This is a genomic window from Nisaea acidiphila (genome assembly GCF_024662015.1).
In the GTDB taxonomy this organism is placed as follows: Bacteria; Pseudomonadota; Alphaproteobacteria; order Thalassobaculales; family Thalassobaculaceae; genus Nisaea; species Nisaea acidiphila.
Genome location: NZ_CP102480.1, coordinates 1,020,810 through 1,036,824, shown reverse-complemented (window position 1 = coordinate 1,036,824; position 16,015 = coordinate 1,020,810). Strand labels below are relative to the sequence as shown.

Below are 16,015 nucleotides of genomic sequence, written 5' to 3'. Positions count from 1 at the left end.
GGAACGCGCTTTGGTTCCCTGGGTTCCCGCGTTCGCGGGAATGACGAAGTGTGGTGGGGAAGAAGCAAAGGGCATGCTACCGTTCTTCAAACATCCGGGGAGCGTCGCATGCAGTGGACAGGCCGTCTCGATCACATCCATATCTGCGCCAAGGGATCAGAGGATATGATCGAACTCGACGAGGCCATACTCGTCGCCGGCAAGGGGATCGAGGGCGACCGGTATTTCCTCGGGACCGGAACCTATTCGGACAAGCCGGCGGCCGACCGCCAGGTCACCCTGATCGAGAGCGAGACGCTGGAAGCGCTTGCCCGCGATCACGAGATGGAGCTGACGCCGGTCGAAAGCCGGCGGAACCTGACCGTCACCGGCGTGCCGCTGAACCATCTGGTCGGGAAGAAATTCCGCGTCGGCGAAACCGTCCTCTATGGCGGCCGGCTGAACACGCCCTGCCAGTATCTCGACGATCTTCTCGGCAAGAAGCTCTTCAAGCTGCTGCTGAACCGTTCCGGCCTCAATTGCGAGATCGTCGACGGCGGGGTAATCCGGCCCGGAGACACGGTCCGGTCCATGGAGTGAGGGAGGCGCCGGCCATGACCGTGAAACGCATCGTCGCGAACATCGCCGCCCCGGACGTGGAGAAGACCGCGCGGTTCTACAAGGAATTATTCGGGCTCGAGCTCAAGATGGACCTCGGCTGGATCGCGACCCTCGGCTCGGACGAGAGCATGCGCGTCCAGTTCAGCCTGATGCGCGAAGGCGGCTCGGGCGCGCCGGTGCCGGATATCTCGATTGAGGTGGACGACCTCGACGCTATGGTCGAGAAGGTCCGGGGTGCCGGCTACGAGACCGAATACGGCCCCGCGGACGAGCCATGGGGCGTCCGCCGGTTCTATCTCCGCGATCCGGAAGGCCGCCTCGTCAACGTGCTGACCCACCTTTGATGCCAGATCAAGAAAGCCGAACGGACTATGCCGGTCCGGAAACAAGCGAGAGCGGGCAACTGCCTCAATCCTGCGATAGCCTTCCTCTTGAGAGCATTTTGGGTGCGCGCGTCGTTGAGCATGTCGATCCGGAAGCACTGCGGTCATTGGATAGCGAGCGAACGAATTCGAACAATAAAGAGCTTGTGTGGCTGGGCGGTTTCGCACTCGCGCTGCCCGTTGTTTTGGCAATCATCTATTGGGGGCCGGCCCTCTGGGCGGAACTACTGCTTCTCGTCGGCGCTATTGGGGCATTTGCGAAATTCGCGAAGGTGACCGCACTGTTGAAAGCGGGATTATCGAAATTCGGCCTAAGCTTTGTCTCGGCCCGATGGCTCGGGAAACTGACGGGGCTAGGATTGATTTTCGCCTCAGGAATGGCGATCCGGAAGTACCGGCGCCGAATACGGGAGCGGTTGGTCATGCCAATACTCCGGCGCGCGGAACATGTTTCTGAATGTGACAAGCGAGTCCTGAGCGAGTGGACCGGTGGAAACCTCGGCAAATTTCTGAGAGAGATTGGCTGCGCAGGCCGGAACGAAATGGTGGCCGCGGTACCGAAAGACGGGTTCTGCTACGCGCAAGACGGGGCAAAATTCCATTGCATTCCCCTCCAGATCGGACGCAAACCATGGTACCGCAAAAAAATGGCTGTCAGGTTCACCGGATACGCCACGATCTTGAAGCTTCCTTCGGATACAGAGGCGATTGAAGTTCCGACGTCGTCTGACCACCAAATGACGGGCCATGAGATCGAGTTCTATGCTGGGAAAGGGTGTCTGGTTTCCCTTCATGCCCACGAGAGCTTCTTTTTGCGCCGTTTGTTGAAGTCAGGAGGTATTAGGGCCAAAGCGCTTCTGACGGTAATCTTCACCGACTTAGAGGCCGCTGTTCGGGCGTGCAAAGAAATGAAAGCGCAATTCGAAAGGGCGGCTAGACCGCAAGCTTTACCTGCCGCGGCCGGACTAGAGCCGTCGCTCAGAAATGAAAGTCCGGTAGCGCGTTGAAGGCGCTCTTCAGGGCGTCGCCCCAGCCTTGCGAGACAGACATGTAATAGGGATCGTCCGCCGTCACCCGGCGCTGATGGCCGATTTCGAAACTGTCCGACTCGTAGGTTTGGAGATCCAGCGGCAGGCCGACGGAAAGATTGGCCTTTATTGTGGAGTCGAAGGAGACGAAGAGCAGCTTAACCGCCTCCTCGAAGCTCATCGTCGGCTCGTAGGCGCGCAGGATGATCGGCCGGCCGTATTTCGTCTCGCCGATCTGGAAGAAGGGGGTGTCCTCGGACGCTTCCAGAAAATTGCCTTCAGGGTAGATCATGAAGAGCCGCGGGGCGCCGCCGCGGATCTGGCCGCCGAGAATGATCGTCGCGTCGAATTTCGAATCCGCGCGCTCTCCCGTCGGCGAGGCGGTCCGGATCACGTCTCGGAGCATCGCGCCGACCTGACGCGCGACGTCGAACATGGACGGCGCCTCAAGGATCGAGGGATTGCGGTCTTCGGGGGCCTTGGTCCGCTCGTCGATCAGGCTGACCACGGTCTGAGTCGTCGCGAGATTGCCGGCGGTCAGCATGGTGATCACGCGCTCGCCCGGCTGCGCCCAGGTGAACAGCTTCTTGAACTGGGAAATATTGTCGACACCCGAGTTGGTGCGGGTGTCGGACATGAAAACGAGACCTTTCTCCAGCCTGAGGCCGACACAGTAGGTCATGGTTTCCGAAGACTCCGAAGGATGCGGTTACTGTTGTTCCACCTGCAGGTTGACGGAGAGGGATTCGGCGCTGTCGCCGAACCGCACCCCGGAAACAGGCGCCGCTTCTTTATAATCCAAACCACAGGCGACACGAACATATCGTTCGTCGGGCGAATACCCGTTAGAGACGTCGAAGCCGACCCAGCCGATATCGGCGACGTGAATTTCCGCCCACGCGTGTGCCGCGTCCTGGTGCACGCGGTCGTTCATCATAAGGTAACCGCTGACATAGCGGGACGCGTAGCCGAGCGTCCGGGCGGCGGCGATCATGATATGCGTGTGATCCTGACATACGCCGTGACCCGCCTTCAGGGCGTCTTCCGAGGTCGTGGTGACCTCGGTCATTCCGGTTTCGTAGGCTACGTTATCGCGAATCAGTGCGCTTAACGCGTGCAGCTGGCTGATATCGCCATCCGGTTCCGGATCAAGACCTTTCAGCAGCTTCCGCACTTCCGGGCCAGGAGCCGTCGAGGGGGTCTCCCGGAGGTAGTACCAGAACGGGGGCTGAAAGCCTTCCTCGCCGAGGACGCCATGGGTGTTGTGGGTCTCGACGTCGCCTTCGACGAGGATGGTGATTTCCTCGCTGCCGCTCTCGATGCTGCTGAGAATGACGTGATTGCCGTGCTGATCGGTGAAGCTCAGCTCTTCCTTCGCGCCTTCCAGCGTGATCTGCCAGTCCAAGACGGACTGCATGGCAAATGAGCGCGGCGTCTTGCGCAATTGCTGAAGCGCGAAGGGGACCGGAGCGTCGTAGTGATAGCTCGTCCTGTGTGAAATCCTGAGGCGCATGGCTAGCTGTAGAACCTGTAGTCCTGTTCGATCTGGCTGCTGAGCTCACTCATACCTTGGATGAAATTCTTTAAGAATTCGTGCAAGCCAGACGCGAGAATGGAATCGATCGATCGCTTGTCGAGTTTCTCGAAGATTTTCTCGGCGCATTCATGGCATGGCTTGCGCTCGTCATAGGCGACGGCGAGCTGATTCAAGTTGACGAGAATCTCCTGGACGCAATGGGCCAGCGAGCGCGGCATGCTGCGGTCGAGAATGAGAAAGTCGGCGATGCTGCTCGGATTGATGTCCTCGCCGTTCAGCCAGCGATAGGACCGGTTGGCGGAGACCGAGCGCAAGATGGTTTCCCACTGTACGTTGTCGAGGGACGAGCCGACATGGGAGAGCGACGGCAGCAGGACGTAGTATTTGACGTCCAGTATCCGGGCCGTGTTGTCCGCCCGCTCGATGAAGGTGCCGAGCCGGGAGAAATTGTAGATGTCGTTCCTCAGCATCGTGCCGAACATGGTTCCACGCACCAGCGTGCTCTGCTGCTTGATAACGCTAAGAATCTCGGGGAGATCGCGTTCGCGTATCGGTCGCTGCAGGATCTGGTTCAACACCATCCAGCACTCGTTTGTGGCCTCCCAAACCTCTCTGGTGAGAGCGGTACGGACCATGCGGGCGTTGGTGCGGGCCTGATCGGTTACCGCGCGGACACTCGACGAATTGTCCCGGTCCCGCAGCAGGAAATCGACGACGTTGGCGCCGGTGTATTCGTCGTGCTTGGCTTCGAATCCGGCCGTGACCCCTGCCGTCGCAACGACGGACTGCCATTCGCTGGTTGCGGCCGAAGACCGGGTCAGCGCGATCCGGAAACCGGCTTCCAGAAGCCGTGCGAGATTCTCGCTCCGCTCCAGGTAGCGGAACATCCAGTAAAGGCCGCCTGCGGATTTTCCCAGCATCAGTCGTCCAGTACCCAGGTGTCTTTGGTGCCGCCGCCCTGGCTGGAATTCACCACGAGCGAGCCCTTCTTGAGAGCGACCCGGGTGAGCCCCCCGGGGGTGATGTCGATGCTCTCCGGCGAGACCAGGACGAAGGGACGAAGGTCGACGTGGCGCGGGGCCAGGCCCGCCTTCGTCAGGATCGGCACGGTCGAGAGCGCGAGCGTCGGCTGGGCAATATAGTTGCCGGGCTTTGCCTTCAGGAGTTTGCGGAACCGGGCGATTTCCTTCTTGCTCGCGGTCGGGCCGATCAGCATGCCGTAGCCGCCCGATCCGTGCACTTCCTTCACCACCAGCTCTTCCAGGTGCTCGAGCACATAGGCCAGTGAGTCCGGTTCGCTGCAGCGCCAGGTATCGACATTCTTCAGGATCGGCGCTTCGCCCGTATAGAACTGAACGATCTCGGGCATGTAGGAATAGACCGCCTTGTCGTCGGCGATCCCGGTTCCGGGCGCGTTGGCGAGCGTGATGCCGCCTGACCGGTAGACGTCCAGAATACCCGGCACGCCGAGCATGGAGTCCGGATTGAAGTTCAGAGGATCGAGGAATTCGTCGTCGACGCGGCGGTAGATCACGTCGATCGGCGTGTAGCCTTTGGTCGTCCGCATGGCGACGCGGCCGTCGATCACGCGCAGGTCGTGCCCCTCGACCAGTTCGGCCCCCATCTGGTCGGCGAGGAAGGAATGCTCGAAATAGGCGGAATTGTGAATGCCCGGGGTCAGAACCGCGATGACCGGCCGCCCGCCGCAGGCGCGCGGCGCCGATCTTGCCAGAGCCCGCCGAAGGTTCTTCGGATAATCGCTGACGCTCTGTACCGGAATCTTGGAGAAGAGTTCCGGGAACATCTGCAGCATCGTCTCCCGGTTTTCCAGCATGTAGGAGACGCCGGACGGCGTGCGCGCATTGTCTTCGAGAACGAAGAACTCATTGTCGCCGGTCCGGACAAGATCGATGCCGACAATATGAGTGTAGACGCCGCCGGGAGGGGACACGCCGATCATCTTTGGCTCGAAAGCGCTGTTCTCGGCGATCAGCCTCTCCGGAACGCGGCCGGCACGGATGATTTCCTGGCGGTGATAGATATCGTGCAGAAAGGCGTTGATGGCGCGGACGCGCTGCTCGATCCCGCGGGCGAGACGCGACCATTCCCTGGCAGACACGACCCGGGGCACCACATCGAACGGGATCAGCCGCTCGGTGTTCTGGGCATCGCCATAGACGTTGAAGGTGATCCCGGTGCGCCTGAAAAAGGTTTCCGCCTCGGCGGACTTTTTCAGAAGTTGAGCCGGATCTTCTTGGTCGATCCAGTTGTGATAGTCGCGGTAAGGCTCGCGAACCTTGCCGTCGACGCCAAACATTTCATCGTAATCGTTCGAGCCTGCTCCCATGGATACAAATTAGAGCAATTTCTCCGATGTTTTCGCAAGTGCGAAGATTTCAGGCATGTGACGCCGGGTCTGGAACCCGTTCCGACGGTACCGGTATGCAGAGTGCCCGGGAAGAAATTTTCGAATAATAATAACTATTATTGCGTGTGAGTCATCTTCTGTTGCGCCAAATGTGCGTGCGCTCACATCCCGAATAAATTCCTAAAAAATAAAGTATTGATGATCTTGTTCGTTGCGGAGCTCGGTGTTTTGTGAATTTCAGATCCAAAAAATAATCAATCAATAAGTGTTTCTCGTGCCTGTTGGCACATGCATGACGCATTGCGTGGGAGAGCTGGCGGGAATGACGGGGGGGCGGCACCGCGCCGCCTCGCCATGGACAAATTGAAGGAGGCCATCATGACCAGCAACCGAAGAGAAGAAGCATTCCGCGTACGGGTGAGTGCCGCCGAGAAGGCGAAGGGTAGGGTTCACCCCGCGCAAAAGGCGAATGGTGACGAGCAGCGTTACGCGTCGGCAAATTATGCGATGAGCTTCACAAAGGGGCTCGAACATTCGTCCGGCACCGGATTGATCGAGCGCGGCGAGGATTTCGTCGGGTTTCGCAGAGCCGTCGACAACGGATTTATCGTGCCGTTCACCACCGAAGTCCGTGCGGCTCGCAAGAAAGAGCGCGCCTGGGAGGCGCCGACCGCGGGTGTGGTCTACAGCCTCGAAGGCCCCGATGCGCAAGCAGTCACGATGCCGCCGGCGCCTGCGCTGGGCTCGGACGAACTGGCATACGAGATGGCGGAGGTCTACGAGCTCGCGGTCCTGCGGGACGTGCCGCTGACGGCATTCAGAGACGGCAGCGGAAATGCGGAGCTGCTGGCATCGCTCGACCGGTTGAACCATCTTGCCTATGCAAAGGCCGGCTATCCGGACCGGCCGCGATTGAATGTCGATGGCGACGTGACGCCGCAAACGGCGTTCCGGGGATCTTCCCCGGGGGTCGGGGTCGGCCCGTATCTTTCGCAATTCATGCTGATCGGCAACACCCGGCAAGACGGCGGCGGCCCGGCAGACGGCATTATCCAATACGGCGCGCTGCAGATCGATCAGAAGGTTCCGATCGCGGCAGACCGGAACTGGATGACCACCTGGAATGACTGGTTATGCGTACAGAATGGAGAGGACGTGCGGAACAACAGCACGCTGTTCGCGGGAGGGCGCCGATTCATCTGCGTTCCGCGCGATCTCGCAACCTATGTGCATGACGACGCGCTCTACGAGGCCTATCTGAATGCTTGCCTCATTCTCCTGGGGATGAAAAGTGACGGAGGTGCGCCGTTCGACCCGTCTTTCGAAAGTCTGTCGGGCGAAGGTAATCTCTTCATGAACAGCCTGGCCTCCTACAATTACGACTCGCTCGAAAGTCATCCATGGGCGGCGGGCGGCTTCGCTCTCTTCGGGGGCCCGCACATTCTTACCTTGGTGACGGAAGTCGCGACCCGGGCGCTGAAGGCGGTGCGGTTCCAGAAGTTCAATACCCATATGCGGCTTCGACCGGAAGCGCTCGCAGCTCGGATCGAGAAGGCCGCTGCCATCGACAGCGCTTTTCCGGTGACCGAAGGCAGGTTCGGCACGCTCGTAACCGCGATCGAGAAGACCGTCGATGCCGTGCGTGCGATCAATCCCAGCAACGAAGCACTCCTGCCGATGGCCTTTCAGGAAGGTTCTCCGATGCATCCCTCTTACGGTGCCGGCCATGCCGCGGTCGCCGGGGCATGTGTGACCATGCTTAAGGCATTCTTCGACACGGACGCGGTGCTCCTTCGGCGCGGCGACAAGGTGATGTTCGCCCGTTATCAGGCCGGCGACCAGCCGGTACACTATGTGCCGAATGCCAACGGGAGCGCGCTCGAAGAGATTTGCGACGGTCCGTTCCTCTCGCTTGAGGCGGAACTGAACAAGCTCGCGGCGAACATCTCGATCGGGCGGAACATGGGCGGCGTGCACTACTTCGCCGACTACTACGACAGCGTGCGCCTTGGGGAGAAAGTGGCCCTCGGAATTCTTGAGGAGCAGGCGCTTTGCTACCGGACAGATCCGTTCGTGCTCAGCGTTCCGACATTCGACGGAGACGTCGTACGTGTCGGGGCACGGTAACTACCATCGGAAGGGAAGCGGCCTGTCGAACGATCGGCGGGCCGCTATGCTTTTAGGGATCAGTTCGTTTGGTCGCTGAACTGGCGGATTTCCGAACTCACGACGTCGAGCAGGACCGGTTGCGTCAGTTCGGATTTGAGCACATAGCGGTTGATGTCCGTCGTCGCTCTCGCATCCTTCTCGGAGACCAGTCCCGGCTGTCCCGTACGGACAACAATCCGGATCTCATTGTTCTTAAGTTCTTCGCGGATGCGCCGCGCGAGTTCGAACCCGGCATCCGGCGTCTCCATCACGATATCGAGCAGGACAAGTGCAAAACCGTCGCAGCTGAGGAGCACGTCGAACGCGTCCACTCCGGAATAGGCCTGATGAAAATGCAGGGGCCGGCCGAGCACCGTTTCCCCGCCCAAGGCAAAGATGGTCGATTGGTGGACGGCCTCGTCATCGTCGACGATCAGAACGCGCCAGGGGAGTTGAGCCGCGACACTCTCGTCTTCGTCGACGCCAGGAAGGTCGTCCACGAAGACGAGCGCATCGGTGTCGGATTCGGTCTCTCCTGAAGCCGGCGCGCCTGGGGCGCCCGATGTCCACAGTCCTTGCTGCGACGCCATCATGCTCCTCCGAAGGCCGTACTCGGCCGATATGCTCCATCTTGTGCGACGCTTGGCCCGAGCGGGCAAGCTGACTCCATGGACGCTCATTTCCTTACCCGCCGTCCTGACACCGAAACGTATGCGTCAGCTTAGCGGGTATTTGAGGAAAATACAGGAGGATTCTTAATGCCGGCTTAACCGGCGCCGATTGCTGCGCGTGAATTCACCCGACGAAAGCGCGCTCGACGACAAATTCGGCGGGATTGTTGTTCGCGCCCTCGTTCAGACCGGCTTTCTCGCAGAGTTCCTTGACGTCTTTCAGCATCGCCATGGAACCGCAGATCATCACCCGGTCGGTGTCGGGATTGAGCGGCGGAACGCCGAGATCCTGGTAGAGCTTCCCGCTCTCCATGAGATCGGTGATACGTCCCATTTGCTCGCTCTCTTCGCGCGTCGTGGTCGAATAGAGGGTAAGTTGCGGGCCGGCCAGTTCGCCGAACACCGCGTCCTGCTTCAGAGACGCGACGAGTTCCTTGCCGTAGGTCAGTTCGTCGACCTGGCGGCAGGTATGGGTAAGGATCAGCTCCTCAAATTTCTCGTAGGTCTCGGGATCGCGGATCACGGAGGCGAAAGGCGCGATGCCGGTGCCGGTGGAGAACATGTAGAGGCGCTTGCCGGGAAGCAGGGCATCGTTGACCAGCGTGCCTGTCGGCTTCTTGCGCATCAATATGGTGTCGCCAGGTTGAACCTTCTGCAGGTGCTCGGTCAGCGGGCCGTCCGGCACTTTGATGGAGAAGAATTCGAGCTCCTCGTCCCAGGACGGGCTGGCGATGGAATAGGCGCGGTAGACCGGCTTCTCGGCGTTCGGCAGGCCGATCATCACGAACTCGCCGGAGCGGAAGCGGAAGCTCTGAGGGCGCGTCATGCGGAAGCGGAACAAGCGGTCCGTATAATGCTGCACTTCTGTCACGGTCTCGGCGAACACGCCGTCCGGAACCGGGAACCCACCAGTGCCTCGTTCTTGCGCGCTTTCTGCGGTCTTGGCGTGACTATCCATCATGTTCACTTACCTGCTCTCCTGTTGAGAGGGCCGGACGGGGCCGGCACCGCCCGCTCGGGGGCGGTTGTTGATGTCGATGGCCTCGCCGGGCCATTGACCGCCGTTTTCTAGCCCCGGCGGCCTTCTGGTTCAATCTTTCCCTGCCGGGCGCGGCGATCGGTCCCGCCCGTGCAAGGCTCTGTGGGTGGGTTGCGGCTAGGCCGCTGCCTGATCGCGGCGGACCGTGCCGTTCTTGTCGAAATGGATGCCACACTCGGTCTTAGCGCGGTTCGACCAGCGGCCCGATCGTTGGGACGCGCCGGCGGAAACCGGATCCGTGCAGGGCGCGCAGCCGATGGAGCGGTAGCCCGAGGCCTGGAGCGGATGGCGCGGAAGATCGCGCACGGTGAATTCCGCGTCGATCCGCGCCTCGTCCCAATCCGCGAGCGGATTGACCCGGATGCGTCCTCCGAACAGCTCGATCGGATCGATTTCCGCTCGCAGCCCGCCGTGGGCGCGTTTGCGGCCGGTAATGATGAGTCCGAAAGGAGTGATCGCCTGCTGCAGGGGGATAACCTTGCGCAGATGGCAGCAGGCATCGGGATCGCTCTGCCAGAGCGTGCCGTCCCGGTCCTGCCGTTTGATCAGCGCGGTCGACGGCGTTGCGTTGCGTACATCGGTCAGGCCGAGGCGGGAAACCAGCTCGTCGCGATAGGCGAGGGTTTCGGCGAAATGTTTGCCGGTATCGATGAAGATCACGGGCGTCGACCGGTCCACCGAGGCGACCAGATCCAGAAGGACGGCCGATTCCGTGCCGAAGGAGGCAATAACGGCGCTGCGCCCCGGAAACTCCTCCCGGGTGAGGGCGCGCAGCAAGGCGACCTCGTCCAGATCCGCGTATTCTTCGACGAGACGGCGATGCAGCGCCTCCGTCTCGATCTCCTGCACGGAGCGGGATGTATAAGCACGGTCCCGCCCGCTGGAATGTGCCTGCTCGATTGCTTGCGTCATGCTCGGTTCACCCTCTTCGCATTAGGCGGCGGTCCCCGGCGACCGGGCAGGCTCGCCCGTTGACGGACTTTCGTCCGCCTCGTCCATCGTCGAGGTGATGCAAGACCGCGCCTCGCGCGGCATGCCCGCCAGTCGGTTCGGGCCCACGGGAACGCACCCGTGGCGCTTTAGCAGTTGGTGACGCGGATGCAAGCTGCCCTGTCAAATCCCGCGGGAAAGGTCATCCCTTCCGATGCTGAAGGTAGGGATCGGGATTTGCAGGGTCAACGTGTTGAAATGGCTGGAAAGTCAAATAAACCGAACCGTTCCCGGATCGGCGTCCGGCGGATCAATTCCGTCTCCGGCCCCGGCGCTGCCGAGTGGATTCTTTGCCCTCTCCGCCGCCGAGAAGCTCCGCTGTCGAGCCGGTGAGCGTCCCGCAGGCGGCGATGATGCCGGGCATGTCCGGCGCATCGCCCTTGGTATGGGCGTCGAGGGCGTCCCGCATGGCGCGGATATGCGCCGGCGTGGTGCCGCAGCAGCCACCGATGATCCGGGCTCCGAGATTGACCGCGAGACGGGCACAGGCCTGCATCAGCTCCGGCGTGCCGGTATAGCGGACCTCGCCCTCTTCGAAGACGGGGATGCCGCAATTGGCCTTGGCGATCAGAACGTCGCCGTTCTCAAGCTTCTCCGCGATGCTGAGCAGTCCGACCAGCAGGTCGGAGGCGCCGGTACCGCAATTGCCGCCGAAAGCGACCGGACGGACCGGGCGGGCATGCACCAGCTCGACCAGCCGCTGCGGCGTCAGGCCCATCATGGTGCGGCCGTTGGTGTCGAAGGAGAGCGTACAGACCGCCGGCAGACCGACCTCGTCCGCCGCGTCCAGCGCCGCCGTCAGTTCCTCTTCCGAGGAGATGGTCTCGATCCAGGCAACATCGGCGCCGCCATCCTTGAGCCCGCGCATCTGCGCCGCGAACGCATTCTTCCCGTCCTCGACGGTGAGCGGGCCGAGCGGCACGTAGAGGTCGCCGGTCGGGCCGACGCTGCCGGCATTGACGATCTTCCGCCCGCTCTCCGCGATCTCGGCGGCCAGCAGTTCGGCAGCGGCCTTGTTGATCTCGTAGACCTTGTCCTCTGCCTTGTGCAGCTTCAGCCTGTTCGCCGTTCCGCCGAATGTATTGGTCAGCACGATGTCGCTGCCCGCTTCGATGAAATCCCGGTAATGGGCGCGGATCTTTTCCGGCTCTTCGAGGTTCCAGAGTTCCGGAGCATCGCCATGCTGGAGGCCGCGCGCAAAGAGATTGGTACCGGTGGCGCCGTCGGTCAGCAGCCAGGGTTTTTCGGCGAGAAGTTCGGTGAGCAGGTTGGTCATCTGAGAAACCGCATTTGGCAATGTCACGTCAGCGCAGCAATATGAGGCTAAGTAGCGCAATGCAATCATGTTGATTGCCTGCCGGGCGACACCAAGTGTCCTTAACCGCGACATTACCTCAGCAACGGGAGTTCCCATGGCCGCCGACGTCATCGACTACAAGATCGAGGGGGATCATGCCCCGCTGCTGACCGTGACGCTGGATCCGGGCGAGGCCGTGCAGGCCGAGGCCGGCGCCATGGTCCTGATGGATCAGGGTATCAGAATGACCACCGAACTCTCCGGCGGTCTGCTCGGCGGGCTGTTCCGCAAGTTCTCCGGTGAGAGCCTGTTCCTGACCTATTTCATCAACGAGGGGGACGAGCGGCAGGATGCCTGCTTCGCGGGATCGATGCCGGGGCAGATCCGGGCCATCGATCTCAGCCAGAGCGACGGTCTCTTCTACTGCCAGCGCGATGCCTATCTCTGCAGTGCCCGCGGCGTCGATGTCTCGATCGCCCTGACGAAACGGCTCGGGGCGGGTTTCTTCGGCGGCGAGGGGCTCATCCTTCAGAAGCTGGAGGGGGACGGGCTGGCTTTCCTGAATGCGGGCGGCACGCTGATCGAGCGGGAGCTGGCGGAGGGACAGCGGATCACCGTCGATACCGGGTGTCTTGTCGGCTTCTCCGGAAGCTGCGACTACGACATCGCCTTCCAGAAGGGGATCAGGAATTTGGTGTTCGGCGGCGAGGGGATCTTCGTCACCCACGTGACCGGTCCGGGCCGGGTCATCGTGCAGACCCAGCCGATCGCCGAGCTCGCCATGTCGCTGGCGCGGCTGATGCCGAAAGAGGGCGACTGACGCGACAAACACAAAAACCGCCGCTCGGCATACGAGGGCGGTTCCGTGTTTTGGACGGGTAGACTGCTGCCGAAGCGGCAAAAGCCCGAAGGGCTCTAGAAGCCTTCGCGCTCCATGCGCTTGCGCATGAGCTTGCGATAGCGGCGCACCGCTTCGGCTTTCTCGCGCGCCCGCTTTTCCGACGGCTTCTCGAAATTGCGGCGCAGCTTCATTTCCCGAAAGACACCCTCGCGCTGCATCTTCTTCTTCAGCGCGCGCAGGGCCTGATCGATGTTGTTATCGCGGACCGTTACATGCACGAAACCCGACCTCCAAAACAATGTGCGAATTAGAACGCAATATACCCATCGGGAATCCGCTCCCCGTGGGCAGGAGGCGGGTATGTATCACAACCCTCCGCCGCATGCAAAGCCTGGCTTGCATAAATTTACCGCCGATTTGCAGAGCGGCCCTGCATGCCGACCGGATACCCGGGACCGGCCGGGAACCGTCGCTCTGCCGGTTTACCGAACAATAAGAGCGCTCTATATCCAAGGCATGACAGCACAGCAGATCGTACGGATGGGTGACCCGGTGCTCCGGCAGCGGGCAGGCGAAATCGAGGATCCCTCGTCAGAGGAGGTCGCGGCGCTTGCCGCGGACATGGCCGACTCGATGGCGGCGGCCGGTGGGGTCGGGCTCGCCGCGCCGCAAATCGGGATTTCGCGGCGGATCATCGTCTTCAAGGTACCCGCGGACCGGGCTACTGCGGAGACTAATGACGGGCCCCTCGACTTGCAGGTCCTGGTCAATCCGGTGATCGAGCCTCTCTCGGGCGAGATGGAACTCGGCTGGGAGGGCTGCCTCTCCATTCCGGGACTGAAGGGCGAGGTCCCGCGCTACCGGAAGATTCTCTATAGAGGCTACGACCTCAACGGCGAGAAGGTCCTGCGCCATGCGGAAGGCTTTCACGCACGGGTGATTCAGCACGAGGTCGATCATCTCGACGGGATTCTCTATCCTGAGCGCATGACCGACATGCGGCGCTTCGGCTATGGCGAGGAGCTGCTGCGGGCGGCGGCGGAGGTCCCGCCGGTGAACGAACGGGGAGACGGGAAATGAGCAAGGAAACCGTTCTCGAGAAGCGCGAGGCGGAGCGCGACCGGGTGCTGGACTGTATCCTGCCGCACGTCATGTTCGACGGCTGGAGCCGTAAGGCGCTGAAGCACGGTGCCGAGGACGCGGGGATCTCCGCATCCGATCTGGACAGGCTCTTTCCGGCCGGGGTGCCGGATTGCATCGGGCATTTCCTCGACCGGGCCGACCGCGAGATGGTGCTCGAATTCCAGCGCCGGAATCCGGCGCAGATGAAGGTGCGCGAGAAGATCGCGGCGGCGGTACGTATCCGTCTCGAACAGGCTGCGCCGCATAAGGAAGCGGTGCGCCGGACGCTTGCCTATATGGCGGTTCCGGGCCAGGGCGGCCTCGGAACCCGCGGTCTCTACCGGACTGTCGACGCGATCTGGAAAGCGGCGGGCGACACCTCGACCGACTATAATTTCTATACCAAGCGCGGGCTGCTCGCGGCGGTCTACAGTTCGACCCTGCTGTTCTGGCTGAACGACACGTCCGAGGACCATGTCGAGACCTGGGACTTCCTCGACCGGCGGATCCAGAACGTCATGGAGATCCCGAAACTGACCGGGCGTCTGAAGGACGCCGCAGCGAAATTTACCAATCCGTTCGAGGCGCTGAAATCCTGCGCCCCGAAGCGCCGTCCCTTCGCAGGGGCTCGCTAGGCGATCTCAGCCCGCTAGCGCGGCCTCGATCCCTGCGGCGACTGCGAGGGTCTTGGCATCGCCCATGGTTTCGCCGACGACCATCAGGCCGACCGGGCCCGTTCCCGCTTCATGGCATGGCAGGGAGACGGCGGAGCGGTCGAGGAAGTTGCCGAGCGACGGGTTGCGCAGCATGAGCAGGTTGGTCGTGTGATAGAGATGCTCGTCGGCCTCAAGACTGGCAATGCTCGGTGCCACGACCGGCACGCTCGGCATCAGCACCGCGTCATAGTCCCGCGTCGCCGCGTTGGCGACAGCCTGGATCTCCGTCCGGCGCCTTTCCAGAATGACGTAATCCGCCGCCAGCATCTTGGCGCCGCCCTGAATCCGGGTCGCGACGCGCGGATCGTATTCCGCTTCCTTGCGCGACAGCAGCTCCCGGTGGATCGCATAGGCCTCGGTCGGGGCGAACCCGCCGGCTTTGTTCGATGCCGGGATCTCCAACAGCCACTCGAAGCTCTTTTCTTCCAGGATCGCGCCCGCCTTCGAGAGCCTGTCCAGGGCCGCCTCGAACGTCTTCGCGACATGCTCGTCCATGTCGTCGAGAACGATGGTGCCGGGCACGACGAGGCGCATGCCCTTGACCGGCAGCGGAGCGACCGGTTTCGGCGTCTCTCCGGCCATCACCGCGTCGAGCAGGGCGCAGCAGGAAGCCGTCCGGGCGAGCGGGCCGATGGAATCGAGGCTCCAGGAGAGCGGGAAGGCGCCGTCGGTCGGCACCCGCCGCGCGGTCGGCTTGAAGCCGGTGAGGCCGTTCAGGGCCGAGGGGATGCGCACCGAGCCGCCGGTATCGGAGCCGATGCCGGCCGCGGCCATGCCGTCGGTCACGGAAACTGCGGCACCGGAGGAGGACCCGCCGGGGATGCGCCCGGTCGCCCGGTCGTAGGGGTTCTTCGGCGTACCGTAATGCGGATTGAGGCCCAGACCCGAGAAAGCGAACTCGGTCATGTTGGTGCGTCCGAGGATGATCGCTCCGGCGGCCCGGAGGCGGGCGACGGCCGGTGCGTCCGCCCCAGCGGCGGGTTCGTCCTTGCGGGCGACAGAGCCGGCCATGGTGACCTTGCCCCGGATATCGAAGAGATCCTTCACCGAGATCGGAATGCCCGCCAGCGGCGAGGGGACGATTCCGGCGGCGCGCAGCGCATCGCTCGCCTTCGCTTCCGCTCGCGCGGCCTCGGCGAAGACTTCCGTATAGATGCGTTTGCCTTCTCCTGCCGGATCGGCGATCCGCTCAAGCGCCTCTTCTGTCAGTTTCTCGGAGGTCGTCTTCCCGGCGGCGAGGTCGGCAGCAAGGTCTTTCAGCGGGGCGAACATGGT

Annotated in this window: 17 protein-coding genes; 7 read left to right on the top strand and 10 right to left on the bottom strand. The window is 62.1% G+C overall.

What is annotated here, in order from left to right:
• Positions 1-108: 108 nt before the first annotated feature.
• From NUH88_RS04835 to NUH88_RS04825, 3 genes are read left to right on the top strand one after another with little or no spacing between them, the layout of a single operon-like run.
• Entirely contained in the window at positions 109-579 is a 471-nt protein-coding gene (locus tag NUH88_RS04835) for an MOSC domain-containing protein (protein ID WP_257770289.1), read from the top strand.
• Between the two features lie 14 nt (positions 580-593).
• The gene (locus NUH88_RS04830) at positions 594-944 is read left to right on the top strand and encodes a VOC family protein (protein ID WP_257770288.1); all 351 of its coding nucleotides are present in this window, start codon (positions 594-596) and stop codon (positions 942-944) included.
• Positions 944-1,990: a hypothetical protein gene (locus tag NUH88_RS04825; RefSeq protein WP_257770287.1), complete on the top strand. Its 1,047-nt coding sequence runs from the start codon at positions 944-946 to the stop codon at positions 1,988-1,990. Before NUH88_RS04830 ends, NUH88_RS04825 begins: the two co-directional genes overlap by 1 nt.
• Here the strand turns inward: NUH88_RS04825 and NUH88_RS04820 are convergent.
• From NUH88_RS04820 to NUH88_RS04805, 4 genes are read right to left on the bottom strand one after another with little or no spacing between them, the layout of a single operon-like run.
• Entirely contained in the window at positions 1,962-2,693 is a 732-nt protein-coding gene (locus NUH88_RS04820; protein ID WP_257770286.1) for a proteasome-type protease, read from the bottom strand. The two genes, NUH88_RS04825 and NUH88_RS04820, sit on opposite strands and share 29 nt — an antisense overlap.
• A gap of 27 nt (positions 2,694-2,720) precedes the next feature.
• Positions 2,721-3,524 carry a transglutaminase family protein gene (locus NUH88_RS04815; RefSeq protein ID WP_257770284.1) on the bottom strand — a complete coding sequence of 268 codons (804 nt, stop codon included), beginning with the start codon at positions 3,522-3,524 and terminating at the stop codon, positions 2,721-2,723.
• 2 nt (positions 3,525-3,526) lie between these two features.
• Positions 3,527-4,468, bottom strand: a complete 942-nt coding sequence (locus NUH88_RS04810) for an alpha-E domain-containing protein (protein WP_257770283.1) — start codon at positions 4,466-4,468, stop codon at positions 3,527-3,529.
• Entirely contained in the window at positions 4,468-5,865 is a 1,398-nt protein-coding gene (locus NUH88_RS04805; protein ID WP_257770282.1) for a circularly permuted type 2 ATP-grasp protein, read from the bottom strand. Before NUH88_RS04805 ends, NUH88_RS04810 begins: the two co-directional genes overlap by 1 nt.
• A gap of 429 nt (positions 5,866-6,294) precedes the next feature.
• Between NUH88_RS04805 and NUH88_RS04800 the strand changes: the two genes are divergently transcribed.
• Complete coding sequence (locus tag NUH88_RS04800; protein WP_257770281.1) at positions 6,295-8,043, top strand: phosphatase PAP2 family protein; 1,749 nt, start codon at positions 6,295-6,297, stop codon at positions 8,041-8,043.
• Positions 8,044-8,102: 59 nt separating this feature from the next.
• Here NUH88_RS04800 and NUH88_RS04795 read toward each other — a convergent pair whose 3' ends face one another.
• The 4 genes from NUH88_RS04795 to bmt form a co-directional block, all read right to left on the bottom strand.
• On the bottom strand, positions 8,103-8,654 hold the full coding sequence (locus tag NUH88_RS04795) for a response regulator (protein ID WP_257770280.1): 552 nt from the start codon (positions 8,652-8,654) through the stop codon (positions 8,103-8,105).
• A gap of 205 nt (positions 8,655-8,859) precedes the next feature.
• Positions 8,860-9,696 carry a ferredoxin--NADP reductase gene (locus NUH88_RS04790; protein WP_257772141.1) on the bottom strand — a complete coding sequence of 279 codons (837 nt, stop codon included), beginning with the start codon at positions 9,694-9,696 and terminating at the stop codon, positions 8,860-8,862.
• Between the two features lie 195 nt (positions 9,697-9,891).
• Entirely contained in the window at positions 9,892-10,686 is a 795-nt protein-coding gene (locus tag NUH88_RS04785) for a phosphoadenylyl-sulfate reductase (RefSeq protein WP_257770279.1), read from the bottom strand.
• 328 nt (positions 10,687-11,014) lie between these two features.
• A complete protein-coding gene (gene bmt, locus NUH88_RS04780) occupies positions 11,015-12,040 on the bottom strand; it encodes a betaine--homocysteine S-methyltransferase (protein ID WP_257770278.1) in 1,026 nt (341 codons plus the stop codon).
• A gap of 136 nt (positions 12,041-12,176) precedes the next feature.
• Between bmt and NUH88_RS04775 the strand changes: the two genes are divergently transcribed.
• On the top strand, positions 12,177-12,881 hold the full coding sequence (locus tag NUH88_RS04775) for a TIGR00266 family protein (protein ID WP_257770277.1): 705 nt from the start codon (positions 12,177-12,179) through the stop codon (positions 12,879-12,881).
• Positions 12,882-12,976: 95 nt separating this feature from the next.
• On the opposite strand, the gene rpsU is transcribed toward NUH88_RS04775, so the two are convergent.
• On the bottom strand, positions 12,977-13,180 hold the full coding sequence (gene rpsU / locus NUH88_RS04770; protein ID WP_028467376.1) for a 30S ribosomal protein S21: 204 nt from the start codon (positions 13,178-13,180) through the stop codon (positions 12,977-12,979).
• Positions 13,181-13,418: 238 nt separating this feature from the next.
• Between rpsU and def the strand changes: the two genes are divergently transcribed.
• Both def and NUH88_RS04760 read left to right on the top strand, forming a co-directional pair.
• Positions 13,419-13,982, top strand: coding sequence for a peptide deformylase (def, locus tag NUH88_RS04765; RefSeq protein WP_372743545.1), 564 nt, complete (start codon positions 13,419-13,421; stop codon positions 13,980-13,982).
• On the top strand, positions 13,979-14,659 hold the full coding sequence (locus NUH88_RS04760; RefSeq protein WP_257770275.1) for a COQ9 family protein: 681 nt from the start codon (positions 13,979-13,981) through the stop codon (positions 14,657-14,659). Before def ends, NUH88_RS04760 begins: the two co-directional genes overlap by 4 nt.
• Before the next feature lie 6 nt (positions 14,660-14,665).
• On the opposite strand, the gene NUH88_RS04755 is transcribed toward NUH88_RS04760, so the two are convergent.
• Complete coding sequence (locus NUH88_RS04755; protein ID WP_257770274.1) at positions 14,666-16,012, bottom strand: amidase; 1,347 nt, start codon at positions 16,010-16,012, stop codon at positions 14,666-14,668.
• Positions 16,013-16,015 lie beyond the last annotated feature (3 nt).